This is a genomic window from Burkholderia sp. Bp8992 (genome assembly GCF_003853705.1).
Taxonomy (GTDB): Bacteria; Pseudomonadota; Gammaproteobacteria; order Burkholderiales; family Burkholderiaceae; genus Burkholderia.
Genome location: NZ_QTQI01000008.1, coordinates 18,366 through 37,908, shown reverse-complemented (window position 1 = coordinate 37,908; position 19,543 = coordinate 18,366). Strand labels below are relative to the sequence as shown.

Below are 19,543 nucleotides of genomic sequence, written 5' to 3'. Positions count from 1 at the left end.
GTGAACGGGCGTGTCGTTGCGCGTTTTGAAGCGACGCGGCGAGGGCGGCCGCGTAGTCTCGGAAACACTCAATCACCGGGAGAAAACGATGAAGGCATGTGTTCTGGGCGGCGGCCACGGCTGCCATGCGGCAGCGATCGACCTGCTCGAGAAGGGCCACGACGTCACGTGGTGGCGGCGCGACCGCGAGCCGCACGCGCGGCTGCGCGAGCTGGGCGTGCTGAACGTGACCGACCATCGCGGCAAGCGGACGGTGCCGCTCGGCGACGCGCCCGGTGCGATCCGCCTGACCGACGACCTCGCGGCCGCGCTGCGCGGCGCGCAGCTCGTCGTGGTGCCGCTGCCGTCCACGTCGCACGACGCGCTCGCCGCGCAGGTCGCGCCGCTGCTGGAGGACGGTCAGGTCGTCTTCCTGCCGCCCGGCACGTTCGGCAGCGTCGTGTTCGCGCGTGCGGCGGCCGAAGCCGGCAATCGCTCGCGCGTCGCGTACGCCGAAACGGGCACGCTGCCGTACCTCGTGCGCAAGCACGGCGACAACGACGTCGTGATCAGCGCGTACGCGACGCGCCTGCCGACCGGCGTGTGGCCGGCGAATGCGGCTGGCTCGGCGTTCGATGTGCTGCGCGCGGGCTATCCGTCGATCGAGCCGGTCGAGGATGCGTTGTCCGGCGCGCTGATGAACGCGGGCCCCGTGATCCATCCGCCGCTGATCCTGATGAACGCCGGCCCGCTCGAACACTTCGACGCGTGGGATATCCACAACGAAGGCACGCAACCGTCGATCCGCCGCGTGACGAATGCGCTCGATGCCGAACGCATTGCGGTGCGCGAAGCACTCGGCTACCGTGCGCCGCATTTCCCGCTCGCCGATCACTACGCGACCGAAGGCGACGAATGGATGTACGGGCGCGGCGCGCACGGCAAGCTGACCGATAGCGGCGACTGGCGCGAGAAGATCGATTTGCGTACGCATCGCTACATGCTCGAAGACACCCGGCTCGGGCTGTCGTTCATTGTGTCGTGCGGGCGCTGGGCCGGCGTGCCGACGCCCGTCGCGCAGGGGCTGCTGAGCATCGCGAGCGCGGTCGCCGCGCGCGACCTGTATGCGCAAGGGCGCACGCTGGAACGGCTCGGGCTTGCAGCGCTGTCGAAGGACGCGATGCGCGCGCTGCTCGACAAGGGGTACACGGCATGAAGGCGGCCGCCGATGTGATGCGCGTCCACGTGCTCGGCGCGGGACGCATGGGGCAGGGGATCGCGCTCGTGTTCGCGTTCGCGGGCCTCGACGTGACGCTGATCGACTTCAAGCGGCGCGATGCGGCCGGCTGGCACGCGTTCGAGGCGTGCACGCGCGACGAGATCACAAGGCCGCTGCACGCGCAGGTCGTGCTCGGCCGCATCGATGCCGCACAGGCCGATGCCGTGGTTGCGCGCATCGCGCTCGTCTCGCATGCCGGCGCGGCGGAAGCGGTGCGCGATGCCGATATCGTGTTCGAAGCGCTGCCCGAAGTGCTGGATGCGAAAGCCGCCGCGCTGCGCTGGCTCGGCGAACACGTCGATGCGCACGCAACTATCGCGTCGACCACGTCGACGTTCGTCGTCACCGAGCTGCAGCGCCATGTCTTGCACCCCGAGCGGATGCTGAACGCACACTGGCTGAATCCCGCGCTGCTGATGCCGCTCGTCGAGATCAGCCGCAGCGAGGCAACGGATCAAGCCGTCGTCGACACGCTTGCGGCGCTGCTCGAACGCGTCGGCAAGAAGCCGGTGATCTGCGGGCCGGCACCCGGCTATATCGTGCCGCGCATCCAGGCGCTCGCGATGAACGAAGCCGCGCGGATGGTCGAGGAGGGCGTCGCGAGTGCCGAAGACATCGACACGGCGATCCGCACCGGCTTCGGGCCGCGTTTCGCGGTGCTCGGGCTGCTCGAATTCATCGACTGGGGCGGCTGCGACATCCTGTACTACGCGTCGAAGTACCTGGCCGGCGAGATCGGCCCGCGCTTCGCACCGGCCGCGAGCGTCGTGCGGAACATGGAAGCCGGGCGCGACGGCGTGCGCACGGGCGCCGGCTTCCACGACTATGCGGACGTCGACGTCCCCGCGTACATGCAGAAGCGGCTCGGCGAATTCGCGCGGCTGCTCGATCACCTGGGACTCGCACCGGCGTTCGACAGCGCACGGCACGAAGCCGGGCGCTGACCGTCGCGCGATCATGCGGCGTCGCCGCGCGAACCGTCGGCATGCGTGGTGCGCGTCTCGCGCATCACGCACAGCGTCGCGACCGTCACGAGGCCGAGCGCGACGAGGAACAGCGACACCGGCCACGACGCGTGATAGCGTGCGAGCAGCGCGGTCGCGATCAGCGGCGACATCCCGCCCGCGAAGATCGACGCGACTTCATGCCCGAGCGCGACGCCCGAGTAACGCACCTCGGTGCTGAACAGTTCGCCGACGAGCGCGGGCAGCGTGCCGATCATCGCGCCGTGGCTGACGGCCGTGCCGACCGTCAGCGCGAGCCACACGAGCGGCGTCACGCGCGTATCGAGCAGCCAGAAGAACGGAAACGCGCACGCGACGAGGCTCAGCGCGCCGATCAGGTACACGGGCTTGCGGCCGATCCGGTCGGAGAGCCGGCCCCACGCGAGCATCGCGCCCATCTCGACGATCATCGCGAGCATCACGCCGGTCAGCATCACGCCGTTCGGGATGCCGACGTACTTGCCGTAGACGAGCGAGAACGCGAGGAAGATGTACGCACCGCCGTTCTCGGCCACGCGCAGCCCCATCGCGAGCAGGATTTCCTTCGGATGACGGCGGATGCACTCGACGACCGGCAGATGCGTGCGCGCGCCGCGCTTGCCGGCCTGCTCGAAGTCGCGGCTCTCCGGCAGGTGGCGGCGGATGTAGATGCCGATCGCGAAGATGACGATGCTGGCGAGGAACGGCAGCCGCCAGCCCCAGATGCGGAACATCTCGTCCGGCAGCGTTTGCGCGGCCAGGAACGCGGCGGACGACAGCACGAAGCCGCCGCCCACGCCGAGCTGGCTCCACGCCGCGTAGTAGCCGCGCTGCTCGGGCGGGGCGTTCTCGCTGATCATCAGCACGCCGCCGCCCCATTCGCCGCCGGACGCGATGCCCTGCAGCAGGCGCAGCACGACGAGCGCCGCCGGCGCCCACAGGCCGATCTGCGCATAGGTCGGCAGCAGGCCGATCGCGAAGGTCGAGGCACCCATGATCAGCAGCGTCCACACGAGCGACGCCTTGCGTCCGTAGCGGTCGCCGACGTGGCCGAACACGATCCCGCCGAGCGGCCGCGCGACGAAGCCGAGCGCGAACGCCGCGAACGCGGCAAGGCTGCCGGCGAGCGGCGAGGCACCGGGCGGGAAGAACACATGGCCGAACACGAGCGCGGCGGCCGTGCCGTAGACGAAAAAGTCATACCATTCCATCGCGTTGCCGGCGACGGAGGCGATGACGATCCGGCGCAGTTGCCGGTCGGCGAGCGGCGCGGCAGCGGCGCCCGGGGATTGCACGGTGTCGGTCGGGTACATGGCGGACTCTGAAGGGGGAGGCAGGCGCGTGCCGTCTTTCGCGGCACTGCGGGCTAGTGTTGTCGGCCCCGCTGGCCCCGGTCAAATCCGCAGAAAAAGGGGAGTGTCATCACTCCCGCAAATGATGGTCGGCGCGCGGCCGTGCCCGCGCGCGCCCGGCGGCGTTACCGCTCGATCTGCCGATTCCACCGCGTATCCCACTGCGCACGCCGCGCGTTGATCGCGGTCCAGTCGACCACCGTCACCTTGCGCACGAGATCGTCGACGTTGCCGAGGCTTTGCTGCATCGGGGCCGGCATCTTGGCGAGACGGTTGGTCGGAATCTGCTTGCCGGCCTCGGCCGCCTTCGTCTGCGCGGGCGCGGACAGCAGGAACTGCGCGAGCTTCTGAGCGAGCTGGGGATCGGGGTTGTTCGCGACCACGCACAGGTCGACGAGCAGCAGCACGGGGCCTTCCTTCGGGTTCGCGTATGCGACGGGGATGCCCTTGTCCTGCAGGTCGCCGACGCCGGTCGGCGTCAGCGGAAACAGGCCGGCTTCGCCGGTCTGCACCATCTCCGAGATCTTCGCCGAGTTCGGGATGTACTCGACGACGTTCGGCCCGACCGTGCTCGCCCACTTGCTGAAGCCCGGCTCGACGTTCTGCTCGTTGCCGCCGAGCAGCCGGTTGATCGCGAGGAAGCCGTGCAGCCCGAACGTGCTGCTCGACGCCGACTGGAACACCACCTTGCCCTTGTATTTCGGATCGGCGAAATCCATCCATGACGTCGGCGGCGTCCAGCCTTTCTCGGCGAACAGCTTCTTGTTGTATGCGATGCCGGTCATCCCGAGCTGCACGCCCGCGCCGATGTCGTCCTTCATCCGCGCGAACGGGTACAGCTCCTTCAGCACCGGCGAATCGTCGAGCTTCTGGCACACGCCGAGGCTGACCGCGCGCGCCATCACGCCGTCGTCGAGGAACGCGACGTGGATCTGCGGCTTGTTGCGGTTCGCGAGCAGCTTCGCGAGCACGTCCGACGACGTGCCGGGCACGATCACCACCTTGACGTTGTTCGCCTTCTCGAAGTCGGGCAGCACCTGGCTCGTGTAGGCCTTCTCCATCGGGCCGCCGTTCATGCCGACGTAGATCGTCTTCGTTTGCGCGAACGCGGGCGCGCCGGCGCCTGCGATGCTGAGGGCGGCGGCCGCCGCGATCGTTCCGAGCAGTTTCATCTGTGGGTCTCCTCTTGACGGAAAGGGGCGGTCGGCGCGGCTTCGCGGGCGAAGCGGCCGATCGAGAATGCATCGAGTGGCGTGGCGGTTTCGCCGGTCGTGACGAGATCGGCGAGCACGTCGCCGACGCCCGGCGCGAGCAGGAAGCCGCCGCCGGAAAAACCGAACGCATGCAGCAGGCGCGGCGTCGTGCGGCTCGCGCCGATGATCGGGTTGTGGTCGGGCGTGCAGCCTTCGACGCCGCTCCACGTGCGGATCAGCAGCGCATCGCGCAGCGCGGGCAGCAGCGTGCACGCGTCGCGCATTACCGCGCGCGTCGTATCGACCGACGGCTGGCCGAATTCGCCGTCGCCATGGCCACGGCCGCCGCCGATCACGCAGTTGCCGCGCGCAACCTGCCGTGCGTACACGCCGCCGCCGTACACGCCGAGGTTGTGCGTGATGAACGGCGGCAGCGGTTCAGTCACCCACATGTTCGGGTAGATCGGCTCCATCGGCACGGCTTCGCCGAAGCGTTCGGCGATCGTGTTCGCCCACGCGCCGGCCGAGTTGATCAGCCACGTCGCGGTGCAGGCGCGGCCGCCTGCCTGAAAGTGAAAGCGCGCACCATCGTGGTGAACGTCGTCGACGGGCGTGTGCTCGAACACGTCCGCGCCCGCCGCGCGGGCCGCGCGCGCGAACGCGGGCGACACGAGGCGCGGGTTGGCGTGCCCGTCGGTCTCGCACAGCGAGCCGCCGAGCGCCGCGCGGCCGAGCCACGGGTAGCGGCGCCGGAACGCATCGCCGCGCATCACCTTTAGCGGCAGGCCGTGTTCGCCGGCGAGCGTCGCGTAAGCGTCGAGCGCGTCGAGATCGGCGTCGCTGCGCGCGAGCCGCAGGTGGCCCGACACGACGAATTCGCCGTCGATGCCGATCAGTTCGGGCAGGCGGTCCCAGATGCGCCGCGCACGCAGCGCGAGCGGCAGCTGCTCGGCCGGCCGGCCCTGGCAGCGCACGCCGCCGTAGTTCACGCCGCTCGCCTGCGCACCGCAGTCGCGCCGTTCGAACAGGCCGGTGCGCAAGCCGCGCCGCGCCAGCGCGAGGGCGGCCGATGCGCCGACGAGGCCGCCGCCGACGATCGCGACGTCGTAATGCCGGATCTCATTCATCGCGCGCCTCGTCGGGAATCGCCGCGACCTCGTCGCCCGCGAGCGCGGCCGAGATCGGGAACGGCTTCACGGGCGGTTGCGCACGCAACCGGCCGATATCGGCGAGCGGGCGGCCGGTTGCGGCGGCCAGCACGAGTGCGGCCGCGTCGCCGCACATGCGGCCCTGGCAGCGGCCCATTCCGACGCGCGTCAACGCCTTCAGCCGGTTCAGCTCGGTCGCCGCACCATCGCGGACGCAACGACGCAACGTGCCCGCGTCGATTTCTTCGCAGCGGCACACGATCGTGTCGTCGGGGCAGCGTGCGGCCAGCTCGACCGGCGGCGCGAACGCCGCTTCGAGGCCCGCGCGGAATGCGCCGATGCGCGCGAGCGTACGTTCGAGCGTCGCCGCATCGGGTTTGCCGGACGGCGCGGGCGACGCGATGCAGGCGTCGTCGAGCAACGCGAGCGCTGCGCGCCGGCCCGATGCTTCGGCCGCGTCGGCGCCTGCGATGCCCGCGCCGTCGCCCGCGACGTAAACGCCGCGCACCGACGTGCGGCCTGCCGCGTCGCGCTCGGGCAGCCACGCGCGATTGAGCGGGTCGAACCCGAACCGGCAGCCGGCGAGATCGGCGAGCTGCGTTTCGGAGCGCAGGCCGAAGCCGAGGCCGAGCGCGTCGCAGTCGAGCAGGCGCGACGCTGCGCCGTTACCGGCGACGCGCCATGCGATCCCCGTCACGTGCTGGTCGCCGAGCACGCGCTCGAGCGTGACGCCCGTTTCGATTGCGACGCCATGCGTGCGCAGCCAGCCGAGGTAATAGAGCCCCTTCGCGAAGGTCGACGGCACGCGCAGCAGCGCTGGCGTGGCAGCGGCCTGGCGGCGCAGCGGGCTCGTATCGAGCACGGCCGCGACCTGCGCGCCGGCCTTCGCATACTGGTAGGCGACGAGATAGAGCAGCGGGCCCGTGCCCGCGAACACGATGCGCCGGCCGATCGCGCAGCCCTGCGCTTTCAGCGCGACCTGCGCGCCGCCGAGCGTGTAGACGCCCGCGAGCGTCCAGCCCGGCACGGGCAGCAGGCGGTCGGTCGCGCCGCTCGCGATGATCAGGTGCGAGTACGGCACCGTCACTTCGCGGCCATCTTGCAGCGTGTCGACGCGGCCAGCGCCGCATGACCACGCGAGCGTATTCGGCCGGTAGTCGACATGCGGCAGCAGCGCGGCCATCGTCCCGTGCACGGCATCGGCCTTCGCGGCCTCGAAGCCGTACAGCGTGCGCTTGCTGCGCGCGAATGCGCCGTCGGCCGGCGGTTGCCGGTAGATTTGACCGCCCCAGCGCGCATTCTCGTCGATCACGACCGGGCGCAGCCCGGCGTCGACCAGCGCTTCGGCCGCGCGCACGCCGGCAGGGCCGGCGCCGACGATCACCGGTTGCGGTACGGCGCTCACGCTGCGTCTCCGGTCGCGGCCGGCGGGACGGCCGTGAGAATCCGCATGCCTTCGACGATCGGTGTCGAGCATGCGCGTACGCGTGCACCGGCCTCGGTGCGCACCCAGCAGTCCTGGCACGCGCCGATCAGGCAGAAGCCCGCGCGCGGCTGGCCGCTGAATTCGCTGACGCGCACGCGGCGCTGCGCGACGAGAATCGCGGTGAGCACGGTGTCGCCGGCGAGCGCCTGCGCGGGGCGGCCGTCCAGCACGAACGCGACGGCGGCGCGCTCGCGTTCGGCGACGCGCACGAACTGCGCGCCGTCGTCCGCGATGCCGGTGGAACGGGAAACGGAAGTCGTCATCAGTGTTGGCCGATCAGGATGCGGTTCAGGCCGTACACGCGATCGAGCAGCAGCATCGCGCCGGCGGTGATGAAGATGACGAGCGCCGACACCGACGCCATCATCGGGTCGATCGATTCGGTCGCGTACATGTACATGCGCACGGGCAGCGTGACCGTCTGCGGCGACGTGACGAAGATCGACATCGTCAGTTCGTCGAAGCTGTTGATGAACGCGAGCAGCCAGCCGCCCGTGATGCCGGGCACGATCATCGGCAGCGTGATGCGGCGGAAAGTCGTCCACGGGTCCGCGCCGAGCGAGCACGCGGCCTGCTCGATGCTGCGGTCGAGGCCCGCGACGGACGCGAGCACGAGTCGCATCACGAACGGCGTGATGACGATCATGTGCGCGAGCACGAGCCACGCGAACGAGCCGGTCGCGCCGATCAGCGCGAAGAAGCGCAGCAGCGCGATGCCGAGCACGAGGCCGGGAATCACGAGCGGTGACAGCAGCAGCCCGTTCAGGAACGCGCGGCCGGGAAACGTCGCGCGGCCGATGGCGAGGCCTGCGGGCAGTGCGATCGCGAGCGACAGCGTCGCCGACGCGAACGCGAGCTTCACGCTGTTGAAGAACGCGGTGACGAAGTCGGGATAGTCGAGGATCGCGCGGAACCAGCGCAGCGACAGCCCGCGGGTCGGCAGCGTCAGCGTTTCGTCCGGCGTGAACGCGACGAGCACGACGATCACGAGCGGCGCGAGCACGAACAGGATCACGAGCGTGTGGAAGGCGAGGGCGAAGGGGCCGTTCTTTCTCATCGCGATGCGCCTCCGAGGCTGCGCGCGTAGCGGCGTTCGAGCACGCGGTAGTAAGTGAGCATCACGACGAGGTTCGCGACCAGCAGCAGCACTGCGATCGTCGCGCCGAGCGGCCAGTTCAGCGAGCCGAGGAATTCGTCGTAGACGGCCGTGGCGGCGACCTTCAGCCGGCGTCCGCCGAGCAGGCCCGGAATCGCGAACGCGCTCGCCGACAGCCCGAACACCATCAGGCTGCCCGACAGCACGCCCGGCATCAGTTGCGGCAGCACGATGCGGCGCAGCGTCGTGAACGGCGACGCGCCGAGCGACAGCGCCGCGTGCTCGGTCTGCGGATCGAGCCGCTGCAGCGCGGTCCACACGGGGATCACCATGAACGGCAGCATGACGTGCACCAGTGCGATCACGATCGCGAAGGTCGTGTATTCGAGCTTGTACGGCCCGAGGCGGGCGAGCCCGAGCGCCTGGTTCACGAGCCCGCTCGTGTTCAGCAGCATGCTCCAGCCGAACGCGCGCACGACGACCGACACCAGCAGCGGCGCGAGGATCGCGAGCAGGAACAGCGAGCGCCACGGGTCGCGCATTTTCGACAGCACGTACGCCTCCGGCGTGCCGATCGCGACGCAGATCGCGGTCGTCAGGGCGGCGATGCCGAACGTGCGCGCGAAGATCGTGTGGAAGTACGACGAGCCGAGCACTTCCGCGTAGTTGCCGAACTGGAACGCGGCGACCGGGCCGGTGGCCGGATCGAAGCGGTAGAACGTCAGCACGAACGTCATCGCGAGCGGCACGAGCACGAGCGCGGCGAACAGCGCGAACGCGGGCGCGCACATCAGCCACAGCGGCGCATGCGCGCGCCACGTCGCGCGCATCGGGTGCGCGGCGGCGGCGCGTGCCGGCAGGGCGTCGTTTGACACCGCGGCCGACTGCGCGAGCGCGGCCGGCGCGCCGTCAGTCGGGAGCGGACGGGTAGGCTGTCCCATTCAGGCCTCCCGGCGCATCACGCGCACCGCGTCGCTGTGCCAGTCGATCCCGACCGGCGCGCCTTCCGCCAGCGGCTCAGCACCTTCGTTCTGGCAGCACACGAGCACTTCGCCGAGCGCGCTGTCGACGCGGTACAGCCACTGGCTGCCGAGAAAGAAGCGGCTCGTGACGGTCGCGGCGAAGCGGCCGGCATCGGGCGCGCACAGCCGCAGCTTCTCGGGACGGATGCACACCGACACCGCATCGCCGACGTGCAGGTCGCGTTCGCGCGGCGGCAGGTGCGCGGTGCGCCCCGTCTCGGCGAGGTCGTGCCCGAGGTCGATGCGCATGGCGTCGCCGTCGTGCGCGACGATCGTGCCGGGCAGCAGGTTCGCCTTGCCGATGAACTGCGACACGAAGTGGTTTTCGGGGCGCTCGTATGCGCGGTACGGCGTATCGGTCTGCGTGATGCGACCGGCTTCCATCACGACCACGCGGTCGCTGATCGACAGCGCTTCCGACTGATCGTGCGTGACCATGATCGTCGTCGTGCCGATCTTGCGCTGGATCGCGCGCAGCTCGAACTGCATGTCCTCGCGCAGCTTCGCGTCGAGGTTCGACATCGGTTCGTCGAGCAGCAGTACCGGCGGCTCGATCACGACCGCGCGCGCGATCGCCACGCGCTGCCGCTGGCCGCCCGACAGCTCGCGCGGGAAGCGGTGCGCGAGCGTGTCGAGACGAACGAGCGCGAGCGCCGCGCGGATGCGCTCGGCGCGCTCGGCCTTGTCGACACCGCGCATGTCGAGGCCGAAGCCGACGTTCTCGGCGACGCTCATGTGCGGAAACAGCGCATAGCTCTGGAACACGATGCCGAGCCCGCGCCGGTTCGGCTTCAGGTGCGTGATGTCCTGCCCGTCGAGCGCGATGCGGCCGCGCGTGACGTCGACGAAGCCCGCGATCATCTGCAGCGTGGTGGTCTTGCCGCAGCCGGACGGCCCGAGCAGCGACACGAATTCGCCTTGTTCGACCGACAGGTTGACGTCGGCGACGGCGGTGAGCTCGCCGAAGGTTTTCGTCAGATCCGTAAGCGTGAGAAACGACATGGGAAGCTCCGGTTCGCACACCGCGTGGCCGGTGTACCGATGTGGCGGACTCTAGCCAGCCATATTTCGGAGCGTCAATTTCGAATTCTGCTGATCGGGAGGAATTTCTAAAAAATTCCGGTGATCGGAATGGATGGGGATGTCTCGTGCGAATCGTTCCATTGGATGAGGGGCGCCACGGCCGCGAAACGGACGCGTCAATCCCGTGCACACCCGGATGCCGCGGGAATATCGGCGGGGCGACAATGGCGGCTACCGTATTCCGTTCAACGAAATCATCGAGGAGAGCCGGCATGCAGGAACCTCATTCGACCGGAACGTCGTCGGCTGCACGCGCATCGCGCCCGGGCGAGGACGCCGTCGACCCGGCCGATGCGGCCGGCGCACCGGGCACCGGCATGCTGCAGCGCGCGTTCGCGATCCTGCGCGCGCTGGCCGGCATGCAGCAGGACGGCGTGCGCGTCACGCATCTCGCGAAGGCCGTCGGTCTCACGCAGGGCACCGTGCACCGGATCCTGCAATCGCTGATCGCCGAAGGGATGGTCGAACAGGACGAGCAGTCGAAGCTGTACCGGCTGAGTGTCGACTTCTTCGCGCTCGCCGCGCAGGCCGGCAACCCGAGCAGCATGCGCACGCTGTGCCGTCCTGCGCTGCTGCGGCTGTGCGCGAGCCTCGGCGAGACGATCTTCCTGCTCGTGAAGAGCGGCTTCGACGCCGTGTGTCTCGACCTGTGCGAAGGGCCGTTTCCGATCCGTTCGTTTACCGGCGACATCGGTGGACGCATCGCGCTCGGCGTCGGGCAGGGCAGCCTCGCGATCCTCGCATTCCTGCCCGAAGCCGAGCGCGAGGAAGTGATCCGCTTCAACGTGCCGCGCATTCGCGGCTACGGCGTACTGGACGAGGTGTACCTGCGTACCGAGATCGAACGCGTGCGACAGCTCGGCTACGCGGGCCGCAACAGCGGCGTGCTCGACGGGATGGCCGGCGTCGCGGTGCCGATCCTCGATCGCACCGGCTACCCGGTCGGCGCCTTGAGCGTCGGCACGCTCGCATCGCGCCTCGGCGACGACCGGATGCCGATGGTCGTCGAGCTGCTGCGGCGCCAGGCCGACGCGATCGGGCCGCGTACCAATCCGTTCGACGCCGCGTTGCGGCGGCCGATGCACGGGCTGTCGGGGAAAACCGTATAGCGGCCTCGCGCGGCGCCGTTTGTCGATAAAGCATGCCGGTGCGCTCGCCGTTCGTATCGCATGACGTTTTTCGAGGGTTATACGACCTTTGAGCCATTTGCCTCGCGTTCCATACTTCAGTGGAAGATCAAGCCGTGGACAGCGCGCAAACGCGAGGGCGTTTCGAGCTTTCGGCCTGATCCGTCACGACATGAAAAGGAACGGAAGATGAGGCTCAGGAACAAATCAGCGTTGATCACGGGCGGCACCAGCGGCATCGGTCTCGCGACCGCGAAGTTGTTCGTCGCGGAGGGCGCCCGCGTAGCAGTGACCGGCCGCGACGAGGCCGTATTCGAGCGCGTGAAGGCCGAACTCGGCGAGAACGCGATCGTACTCAAGGGTGACGTCCGTTCGCCCGCCGACATGCGGGCGATTGCCGCCGAGGTCAAGGAGCGGTTCGGCGGCCTGGATATCGTGTTCGCCAACGCCGGCTGGGCATATCCGTCCGCGGTCGACGACATCGACGATGCGCTCTACGACGAGATCATGGACATCAACGTCAAGGGTGTGGTGTTTACGCTCCAGGCAGTGCTGCCGGACTTGCGGGAAGGTTCGTCCGTCATCCTCAATACCTCGTTCGTCGCACAGACCGGCAAGCACGGCATCTCGTTGACCGCAGCGGCGAAGGCTGCCGTGCGATCGCTGGCCCGCAGCTGGTCCTACGAGTTTCTCGACCGGAAAATCCGCTTCAACGCGATCGCCCCCGGTGCGATCGACACGCCGCTGCTCTCCAGATGGGGCATGCCGGACGAATGGGTTCGCGACCGCAAGGCCGAGTTCGCCGAATCGATTCCGGTCGGCCGCATGGGCAAGGCCGAGGACATCGCCAACGCGGCCCTCTATCTCGCCAGCGACGAATCCTCCTACGTCGTCGGCACCGAACTGGTCGTCGATGGCGGCGCGTCGCAGCTATAAGCCGGCAGCGCGCGATTCCGGAGCCCGACACGTCATCGCGGCTCATCCACACCCTGATCTCACGTCCGCCGCGGCTTTCGTCGTGGCGGTTGTTCAATCCGGCCCTGCCTGGTTGCGCTCGCAGAGAGGGCCGCAATGCAAGGAGAAATCATCTTGACCGACAGTAGCGATAACGATGCTTCCATCAAGCAACTCACGCGGGCCGGACGTTCGCGCCGCGATGTACTCAAGCTGGGCAGCGTCGCCACGCTCGGCGCCGTGCTGGGCGGCGGCGCCTTGCTCGGGCACGCCACGCCTGCGCTCGCACAGGCGGGCAGCGACGGCATGCTTGCACCGAGCGACCCGCTCGATATCCTGATCGTCAATTACGACGGGGGGACGCTGCTCGACTTCGCGGGCCCGAGCGAGATTTTCCATCGGCTGCCGAATACGAACGTTCGCTACGCGAGCCTCAACGGCGGCAACGTCAAGCTCGAATTCGGCGTCGTGTATGGCAATACCGAACGGCTGGCCGATATCGAGAAGACGGACGTGATTCTCGTTCCCGGCGGATCCGATCTCAGCGTGCCGATGCAACCCGCGTATCAGGCGCAGATCCGGCGCCTGGCACAAAGCGCGAAACACGTCACGTCGGTGTGCAACGGATCGCTCGTGCTTGCCGCGACAGGCGTGCTGAACGGCAAGCGCAGTGCCTGTCATTGGGCCTTCGTCAACAAGCTGTCCGAATACGGCGCGATTCCCGTTCCCGAGCGCTTCGTCGAGGACGACAACGGCCGCTTCATGAGCGGCGGCGGCGTGACGGCGGGCATCGACTTCGCCCTTCGCGTGGCCGCGAAGCTGCGCGGCCAACAGGCCGCCGAGTTCACGCAACTGGTGATCGAATACGATCCCGCGCCGCCGTTCCACTCCGGTCATCCGAGGGACGCACGGCCGGAACTGATCGCGATGGTCGACAAGAAGCTGCCCGGTGCATCCAGGGGGCTCGCACGAATCCCCGGCGTTCGCTGAACGTCTGCAGCCAATGAGTGCGAGGCCATCCGCCGGCCTCGATGAACGTCGCAGGAAACGCTGCCTGCGCCACCAGCCCGTTCGGGCAACCGCTTCAATTCAAGCCAAAACCGGAAATTACCCGATGCAACAGATTCGTTTTTGTACGGCTGCGCTTGCAGCGTGCGTATCCTTTTTCGCCTTCACGGCGCCGGCTGTCGCCGGTGGTTCGCAACGTCCGCCCGAAGCGGCCATCAAGGCCGAAAACGCGCGATGGGCCGATGCCTTCGCGCGAGGCGACTATGAGGCGATCGGCCGTCTCTATACCGACGACGGCGCACTCCTGCCGCTCGGCGGCGACAAAGTCACGGGGCGCCGCGCGATCGTGGAGTACTTTTCCAGCGGATATGCCGGATCGAAACCCGGCACCGTCTCGTTCAGCAACTACGAGTTTTACGGTAACGATCGCGTCGTGACGGAGGTGTCGGATGCGGAGGTCCGCGACCATGAGGGCAAGCTCAAGATCCGCGCGAAGCAGATTCTCGTCTTTCTGAAGCAGGGCGGCACCTGGAAGCTGCATCGCGACATGTGGAACGATTACGCGCCGGTCAAGACCGACGGCCATTGAGCGCCAGGCGACATGGCGCGTCACGTACCGACGCGCCGTTAGCCTGCCAGGCGTGCTGATCGGCCGGCAGTCGATCAGCGCGCTGCGTTCGATCGGCTCTCGCGTCGAATCGCTTGCGGCGGGTGGCCGTGCAACTTGATGAAGGCCCGCCGCATCCGTTCCGGATCGGTGAATCCCACCGCCAGCGCAATCTGTTCGATCGGTTCGCTGCCGCCTTGCAGGCGCAGCCTCGCGGCTTCGACGCGCAAGCGCTCGACCGCCCTGGCGGGTGTTTCCCCTGTTTCCCGGCGAAAGGCGCGTCCGAACTGCCGCAAACTCAAGCGCGCGGCATCCGCGAGTCGTTCGACCGGCAACGCTTCCGCCAGATGTTCCCGTGCGAAATTCAGTGCGATGCGGATGCGATCCGATTCCGGTTCCATCTGCGACATCGCGGAGAATTGGGACTGCCCGCCTGGTCGACGATACGGAACGACCAGCAGCCTCGAGACGGCGCGCGCAATCTCCGCGCTCATGTCCTTTTCGATGAGGCCGAGTGCCAGGTCGATCCCGGAGGCGATGCCTGCCGACGTCCAGACGCGGCCGTCCACGACATAGATGCTGTCGCCGTCGACCTTGATGCGAGGAAAGAGCGACTGCATCAGCGCAGCGTATCGCCAGTGCGTCGCTGCTCTCAAGCCGTCCAGCGAGCCGGTTTCCGCGAGCAGGAACGCGCCGGTACATACGCTGGCGACGCGCGCGGTCCGGGCGACCAGTTTTTTGGCGGCGGCGACATTTTCCGCGGTCTGCATCGGCTCGATTTCACCGCCGATGAAAACGATGGTGTCGAACGAACGCCTTCCGACCGGCTTCGTCTCGATCGAAACGCCCGTATTGCCTGCGATCGGGCCGCCGGATTGCGAGATGACGTGAAGGTCGTATGGCGTATGGCCGGCCGCCGTGGCCACCTGATTGAAGGCCGACAGTGGCCCGCCGAGATCGAGCGCATCGTAGCCACGGCAAACGAAGAATCCGATTCGATGCATGACAGGGCAGATACCGAAAAATCAGGAAGGCGTATTTTACCGAGAACCCTCGAATCGTGTCATTCGGCCGGAAACGAGGGAGAAACGTCGTTGACATCTCCGTCGAGGGTTCGCGAGGCCGACAGGACGCGACGAGTCGTCAACGCGAAGCGCCCCGTCGTTTGCCGACGGGGCGCGGTTGTCATGCAATGGCGAAAGTCAGCGGCGGTAGATATATTCAAGGTCGGTCGATTCGCCGACCTTGAAGTCGTACGTGCCGACCTGCCTGAAACCTGCCTTCTCGTAGAACGCGATGGCCTTCGCGTTGCCGGACCACACGCCCAGCCATACCGGGCCGGGGCGTGCCTCGGCGAGATAATCCAGCGCGGCGTCGAACAACGCACGACCGGCGCCGGTTCCCTGCGTACCGCGTCGCAGATAGATCTGATGGACTTCGCCCGAACCGTCCGTCACTTCCGGGTGCGGGAGCTTGCACGGCCCTGCGTGCGCATAGCCGACCAGCGTGCCGTCGTCGCTTTCGGCGACCCACGTGCGGCACTGCGGGTCGACGAGCTGTCCGGCGACCGTTTCAACCGAGTAGCTGCGCGCCTCGTAAGCAGCGAGATCGCCCGGCGGGTAGTCGATGTCGAAGCCGTCCTGCAGAAAGGTTTCGCGAAACGTATCGCGCTTCAAGTCGGCAAGCGGGGCTGCATCGGCCAGGGTCGCAACGCGGATCAACATCGGAGGTGTCTCGCTTCGGTAGTCGGGCGGACAGTTTATCGCGAGCGACATCCGGCCGGCGCGTCGTCAACTGCTAACCGGCGATCGTCGCGGTCGGACGCACGACGATCTCGTTCACGTCGACATCGGCCGGCTGCGCGATCGCATACGCAATGGCTGCCGCGATCGCTTCCGGCTCGAGCGCAATGCTGCGGTACTTCGCCATCAGGTCGGCGGCGGTCGGATCCGTGATCGTGTCGGCCAGCTCGGACGTCACCACGCCGGGGCAGATGCTCGTGACGCGCAGCTTGTCGTTCTCCTGCCGCAAGCCGTCGGAAATCGCACGCACTGCGTATTTCGTCGCGCAATAGACGGCGGCCGTCGGCGATACGCGCAACCCGCCGATCGACGACACGTTGACGATCTGGCCGAACCCCTGGCGATTCATCACCGGCAGCGCGGCCGCGATATCGTACAGCACGCCCTTGATGTTGACGTCGATCATCCGGTCCCATTCGTCGACTTTCAGCGACGCCATCGGCGACAGCGGCATGACGCCCGCATTGTTGACGATGACGTCGATCTGGCCATACTCGGCAAGCGCGGCTTCGACAAACGCGACGTTGTCGTCGCGCTTCGTGACGTCGACCGCACGCCACGCGGCGGTGCCGCCCTTGGCGCGAATGTTGCCGGCAAGGTCCGCAAGGCGCCCGGTGCGACGTGCACCGAGCATCAGGCGCGCACCGCGCTCGCCCAGATAGCGGGCCGTGGCTTCGCCGATCCCGCTGCTCGCGCCGGTGATCAGGATTACTTTCCGTTCGATGTTTTGGCTGGACATGTCCGTTCCTCGGTTCAGGGAGAAGAGTCGACAGGATCGCGCGGAAAGCAGCGCCGCCGTTATCCTGCGAGTCCGCATTTCTTGCACGATTCTCCGAAGATGCAGCGACGGCGAAGCGCGCCGCCTGATGCTGGCCGAAGGGCCGGGCGCGGCGGAGGCGGGGTTCCGCGTCGGGTATGAAAGCCCGTCCCGGTCCGGCCGCGAATACGCGCGCCTGTTCGACACGCCGCCGAAGCGCGACACGGCAACGCGAAAGGCGCTGGCGAGCGGCTGACCGGCGCGGCAACAATGCGGATGGTTGACCGCCGGCGGACATGCTAGGATTTCCGTCAAACAACTTCGGAGACGCTGCGATGCCGTTCATCTGCGAAAACGTTGAATGTCGTGCCGTGCTGGCACGCGGGCAGGTCAAGACCCGCCAGGAGGACGCCGGGTGGTGTTTCTACTGCCCGGACTGCAAGGCCAGGAACGAGTTGATGGACATCGGCACGGTGGTTGGCCACGTCGAGCTGGTCCAACCGGAGCGGGCGAGCCCGCCGCACAAGGTCGTCGCGACGGCCCGGCCGCTGGACGACGGCAAATATGCGGCGCAGTTGCGCGTTCAGCGCGCGCTCGCGGTGAAGGGAACCTTCGCAGCCGAAGAGCACTGGGATGAACTCGGCATATTCGGCGACGCACAGGAAGCCGTCGCGCATGCGCGGTCTTTCGCATCGGAATTGTTGCAACGAGCGGCGTAATATCCGGCGGCACACCGGACGGCGCGCCACCGCGCCACGCGCGGATCGATGCGGGCGTCATGACCGCGGGTCCGCGCGCCGGATGCGACTGTCTCCATTTGCGATCTCACGCATCGGTCTCGTAAAGCAGGCCGTATTCCCCTTTCGTTCGCGCGACGCGGGCGAAACCGGGTTCTCCTAAATGCATGCCGGCGATCATCAACCCTTCCGAGCTGACGCGGTCCAGCAACCGTGATCGCGTGGTCGCGGCCTGGGTCGAGTCCTGGTCGAATGCAATCGATACGTCGGGCCGCTTGATCTGGATGTGCGGGAAATGCACGATATCGCCCCACACGAGCAGGCCCTGATCGCCGGATTCGACGACGTATCCGGTGTGCCCGTCCGTATGTCCTGGTAGCGGCATCGCGCGGATGCCCGGCAACACGTCGCCGTCATCAAACATGCGCAGCCTGTCGCGATAGCCGTCGAATACCTGGCGCGCGATCAGGAAGTTGCCGCGGGCGCGCTCGCTGGCACGGCTCAGATTGGCGTCGTCCTGCCAGAAACCGACCTCCCGCCGATGGACGACCAGTTCCGCCTGCGGAAACGTCACGTGCCCGGCGGCATTCACCAGCCCGCCGACATGGTCGGGATGCGCGTGCGTGAGCAGGATCGTGTCGATCGCCGACGGTTCGATGCCCGCCAGCAACAGATTCGCGATCAGGCGGCCGCCCCATTGCCTGATGCCGCCGGCCCCGGCGTCGATGAGAATCGTGCGGCCTGCGCCGCGCACCACGTAGCAGTTGATATGGATGGCGGACGGTTCGCGCTGCCCGGCTGCGTGCTGCATGCGGGAGGCCTCGGACGCGTCGATGTTCGACAGGAAATCGAGGCTGGCGCTCAGGTAGCCGTCGCTGATCGCCGTGATCGTGAAATCGCCGACTTGCTGAAAGGGAAAAGTAACGGTGGACACAAGGCTTCTCCAGGCACGCTAGTTTCGCGCGTGAATGTTCGGTGCGGCATGGCCAAAGCAACGGATCCGCGCGGTCAGGCCCGTGCGGTGCACGATCGCGCGATCGAGCGCTTCCATGAAGCGGTTCATGATTTCGGGCGATCGAAACGCGTCGGCGCGATACTGGATTTCCGCGAACACGGGATGCCCGTGTCCGTGCCGAACCTCCATGAAGATCACGTGAACGTTCTCGAGGTCTGCGCGGAGGACATCGGTGCACAGCGCGACGCAGTCGCCGGACAGCGCGGCAAGGTCGTCGGCGGACGGCATGCGTCCCGCCTGAATATGGAAAGTCACGTTCGGCATGGCTGGCCTGCCCGGGTCAGTTGCACGGTGATCGGTGCGTAAAGGTAAAGGCCGGCCGCTGCGTGCCCGGCCAGCGGGGCGTCGTCGCGGGGCAGGACGGCAAGCCAGCGGCGCGCCGGACGCTGCTCCAGCGCGACGGCCTGCATGGCGAGCGGTGTCAGGCCCATGCGGATCAGCGGCTCGGGGCCGCGCTCGCACAGCACGAGCAGTTCGTCCGCAGCGACCGCCGGCGCGATGCCGATATCGCTGTAGAGATTGCGGTGCCAGTCGGTGATGTGCTGCTGCCATCGCGCAAAATTACCGCCGCCTTTCTGGCGATATTCGTCTCCGGTCAGCACGTCGAGCCCGTCGATCGTGTGGACGGCCAGGTAGGCGGGGCAACCGTCGCCGATCGCCTTGAAGCGCTGCGACGTGTGAAAACCCGTCACCGAGATGAGGGCCGGCAGCTTTTCAAGGCTGTAGAAGTCGTTCCATTCGGCTTCGCTGGCGCGATCGGCGAAGCTGCATTCCACGGTGTAGATCATCGGCTCGTCCTTCGTAACGGAGTGGCGTCGTGCGGCGAATGCACGGTATTCAGTGCGGTGACGTAATGCTAATCTGATGTTTCCCGTGTAAATAACGACAAAAAGTCAGCCTTCAGTGATGTTTGCT

22 protein-coding genes are annotated in these 19,543 nt (G+C 67.6%); 8 read left to right on the top strand and 14 right to left on the bottom strand.

The features are described from left to right. The first annotated feature begins 88 nt into the window (after window positions 1–88). Window positions 89–1,195: an NAD/NADP-dependent octopine/nopaline dehydrogenase family protein gene (locus DIE03_RS14070; protein WP_124451215.1), complete on the top strand. Its 1,107-nt coding sequence runs from the start codon at window positions 89–91 to the stop codon at window positions 1,193–1,195. Further along, window positions 1,192–2,202: a 3-hydroxybutyryl-CoA dehydrogenase gene (locus DIE03_RS14065; protein WP_124451213.1), complete on the top strand. Its 1,011-nt coding sequence runs from the start codon at window positions 1,192–1,194 to the stop codon at window positions 2,200–2,202. The genes DIE03_RS14070 and DIE03_RS14065 overlap by 4 nt, the downstream gene beginning before the upstream one ends. Before the next feature lie 11 nt (window positions 2,203–2,213). On the opposite strand, the gene DIE03_RS14060 is transcribed toward DIE03_RS14065, so the two are convergent. From DIE03_RS14060 to DIE03_RS14025, 8 genes are all read right to left on the bottom strand, one after another. Further along, complete coding sequence (locus tag DIE03_RS14060) at window positions 2,214–3,554, bottom strand: MFS transporter (protein ID WP_124451211.1); 1,341 nt, start codon at window positions 3,552–3,554, stop codon at window positions 2,214–2,216. A 164-nt stretch (window positions 3,555–3,718) separates the two neighbouring features. Next, on the bottom strand, window positions 3,719–4,765 hold the full coding sequence (locus DIE03_RS14055; RefSeq protein ID WP_124451209.1) for an ABC transporter substrate-binding protein: 1,047 nt from the start codon (window positions 4,763–4,765) through the stop codon (window positions 3,719–3,721). Next, window positions 4,762–5,913 (bottom strand): FAD-binding oxidoreductase, encoded by a 1,152-nt coding sequence (locus DIE03_RS14050; RefSeq protein WP_124451207.1) that lies wholly within the window; start codon window positions 5,911–5,913, stop codon window positions 4,762–4,764. The genes DIE03_RS14055 and DIE03_RS14050 overlap by 4 nt, the downstream gene beginning before the upstream one ends. Next, window positions 5,906–7,339: an NAD(P)/FAD-dependent oxidoreductase gene (locus tag DIE03_RS14045; RefSeq protein ID WP_124451205.1), complete on the bottom strand. Its 1,434-nt coding sequence runs from the start codon at window positions 7,337–7,339 to the stop codon at window positions 5,906–5,908. Before DIE03_RS14045 ends, DIE03_RS14050 begins: the two co-directional genes overlap by 8 nt. Next, window positions 7,336–7,683: a (2Fe-2S)-binding protein gene (locus DIE03_RS14040; protein WP_124451203.1), complete on the bottom strand. Its 348-nt coding sequence runs from the start codon at window positions 7,681–7,683 to the stop codon at window positions 7,336–7,338. The genes DIE03_RS14045 and DIE03_RS14040 overlap by 4 nt, the downstream gene beginning before the upstream one ends. Then, window positions 7,683–8,477, bottom strand: coding sequence for an ABC transporter permease (locus DIE03_RS14035; RefSeq protein WP_124451201.1), 795 nt, complete (start codon window positions 8,475–8,477; stop codon window positions 7,683–7,685). The genes DIE03_RS14040 and DIE03_RS14035 overlap by 1 nt, the downstream gene beginning before the upstream one ends. After that, window positions 8,474–9,457, bottom strand: coding sequence for an ABC transporter permease (locus tag DIE03_RS14030; RefSeq protein ID WP_124451199.1), 984 nt, complete (start codon window positions 9,455–9,457; stop codon window positions 8,474–8,476). Before DIE03_RS14030 ends, DIE03_RS14035 begins: the two co-directional genes overlap by 4 nt. After that, complete coding sequence (locus DIE03_RS14025) at window positions 9,458–10,540, bottom strand: ABC transporter ATP-binding protein (protein ID WP_124451197.1); 1,083 nt, start codon at window positions 10,538–10,540, stop codon at window positions 9,458–9,460. A 293-nt stretch (window positions 10,541–10,833) separates the two neighbouring features. Here DIE03_RS14025 and DIE03_RS14015 point away from each other — a divergent pair, with 293 nt between their 5' ends. The 4 genes from DIE03_RS14015 (at window position 10,834) to DIE03_RS14000 (ending at window position 14,299) form a co-directional block, all read left to right on the top strand. Further along, window positions 10,834–11,730 (top strand): IclR family transcriptional regulator, encoded by an 897-nt coding sequence (locus tag DIE03_RS14015; RefSeq protein WP_124451193.1) that lies wholly within the window; start codon window positions 10,834–10,836, stop codon window positions 11,728–11,730. 207 nt (window positions 11,731–11,937) lie between these two features. Then, window positions 11,938–12,684, top strand: coding sequence for a glucose 1-dehydrogenase (locus DIE03_RS14010; RefSeq protein WP_124451191.1), 747 nt, complete (start codon window positions 11,938–11,940; stop codon window positions 12,682–12,684). A 153-nt stretch (window positions 12,685–12,837) separates the two neighbouring features. After that, the gene (locus tag DIE03_RS14005) at window positions 12,838–13,692 is read left to right on the top strand and encodes a DJ-1/PfpI family protein (RefSeq protein WP_124451188.1); all 855 of its coding nucleotides are present in this window, start codon (window positions 12,838–12,840) and stop codon (window positions 13,690–13,692) included. Window positions 13,693–13,816: 124 nt separating this feature from the next. Then, entirely contained in the window at window positions 13,817–14,299 is a 483-nt protein-coding gene (locus tag DIE03_RS14000; protein ID WP_124451186.1) for an SgcJ/EcaC family oxidoreductase, read from the top strand. Window positions 14,300–14,373: 74 nt separating this feature from the next. Here the strand turns inward: DIE03_RS14000 and DIE03_RS13995 are convergent, their stop codons facing one another. From DIE03_RS13995 to DIE03_RS13985, 3 genes are all read right to left on the bottom strand, one after another. Next, window positions 14,374–15,321, bottom strand: a complete 948-nt coding sequence (locus tag DIE03_RS13995) for a GlxA family transcriptional regulator (protein ID WP_124451184.1) — start codon at window positions 15,319–15,321, stop codon at window positions 14,374–14,376. Window positions 15,322–15,519: 198 nt separating this feature from the next. Further along, window positions 15,520–16,041, bottom strand: a complete 522-nt coding sequence (locus DIE03_RS13990) for a GNAT family N-acetyltransferase (RefSeq protein ID WP_124451182.1) — start codon at window positions 16,039–16,041, stop codon at window positions 15,520–15,522. Window positions 16,042–16,114: 73 nt separating this feature from the next. Continuing rightward, window positions 16,115–16,858: an SDR family oxidoreductase gene (locus DIE03_RS13985; protein ID WP_124451180.1), complete on the bottom strand. Its 744-nt coding sequence runs from the start codon at window positions 16,856–16,858 to the stop codon at window positions 16,115–16,117. Here DIE03_RS13985 and DIE03_RS39065 point away from each other — a divergent pair. Together DIE03_RS39065 and DIE03_RS13975 are read left to right on the top strand one after the other, a co-directional pair. Continuing rightward, a complete protein-coding gene (locus DIE03_RS39065) occupies window positions 16,842–17,132 on the top strand; it encodes a hypothetical protein (protein WP_409364419.1) in 291 nt (96 codons plus the stop codon). The two genes, DIE03_RS13985 and DIE03_RS39065, sit on opposite strands and share 17 nt — an antisense overlap. 79 nt (window positions 17,133–17,211) lie before the next feature. After that, window positions 17,212–17,595 (top strand): hypothetical protein, encoded by a 384-nt coding sequence (locus DIE03_RS13975; protein WP_124451178.1) that lies wholly within the window; start codon window positions 17,212–17,214, stop codon window positions 17,593–17,595. A 106-nt stretch (window positions 17,596–17,701) separates the two neighbouring features. Here the strand turns inward: DIE03_RS13975 and DIE03_RS13970 are convergent, their stop codons facing one another. The 3 genes from DIE03_RS13970 to DIE03_RS13960 are packed head-to-tail and all read right to left on the bottom strand — an operon-like array spanning window position 17,702 to window position 19,416. Next, the gene (locus tag DIE03_RS13970; RefSeq protein ID WP_124451176.1) at window positions 17,702–18,547 is read right to left on the bottom strand and encodes an MBL fold metallo-hydrolase; all 846 of its coding nucleotides are present in this window, start codon (window positions 18,545–18,547) and stop codon (window positions 17,702–17,704) included. Between the two features lie 18 nt (window positions 18,548–18,565). Next, complete coding sequence (locus tag DIE03_RS13965) at window positions 18,566–18,892, bottom strand: hypothetical protein (protein ID WP_124451174.1); 327 nt, start codon at window positions 18,890–18,892, stop codon at window positions 18,566–18,568. Beyond that, on the bottom strand, window positions 18,880–19,416 hold the full coding sequence (locus DIE03_RS13960; RefSeq protein WP_124451172.1) for a sugar ABC transporter: 537 nt from the start codon (window positions 19,414–19,416) through the stop codon (window positions 18,880–18,882). The genes DIE03_RS13965 and DIE03_RS13960 overlap by 13 nt, the downstream gene beginning before the upstream one ends. Between the last annotated feature and the right edge of the window lie 127 nt (window positions 19,417–19,543).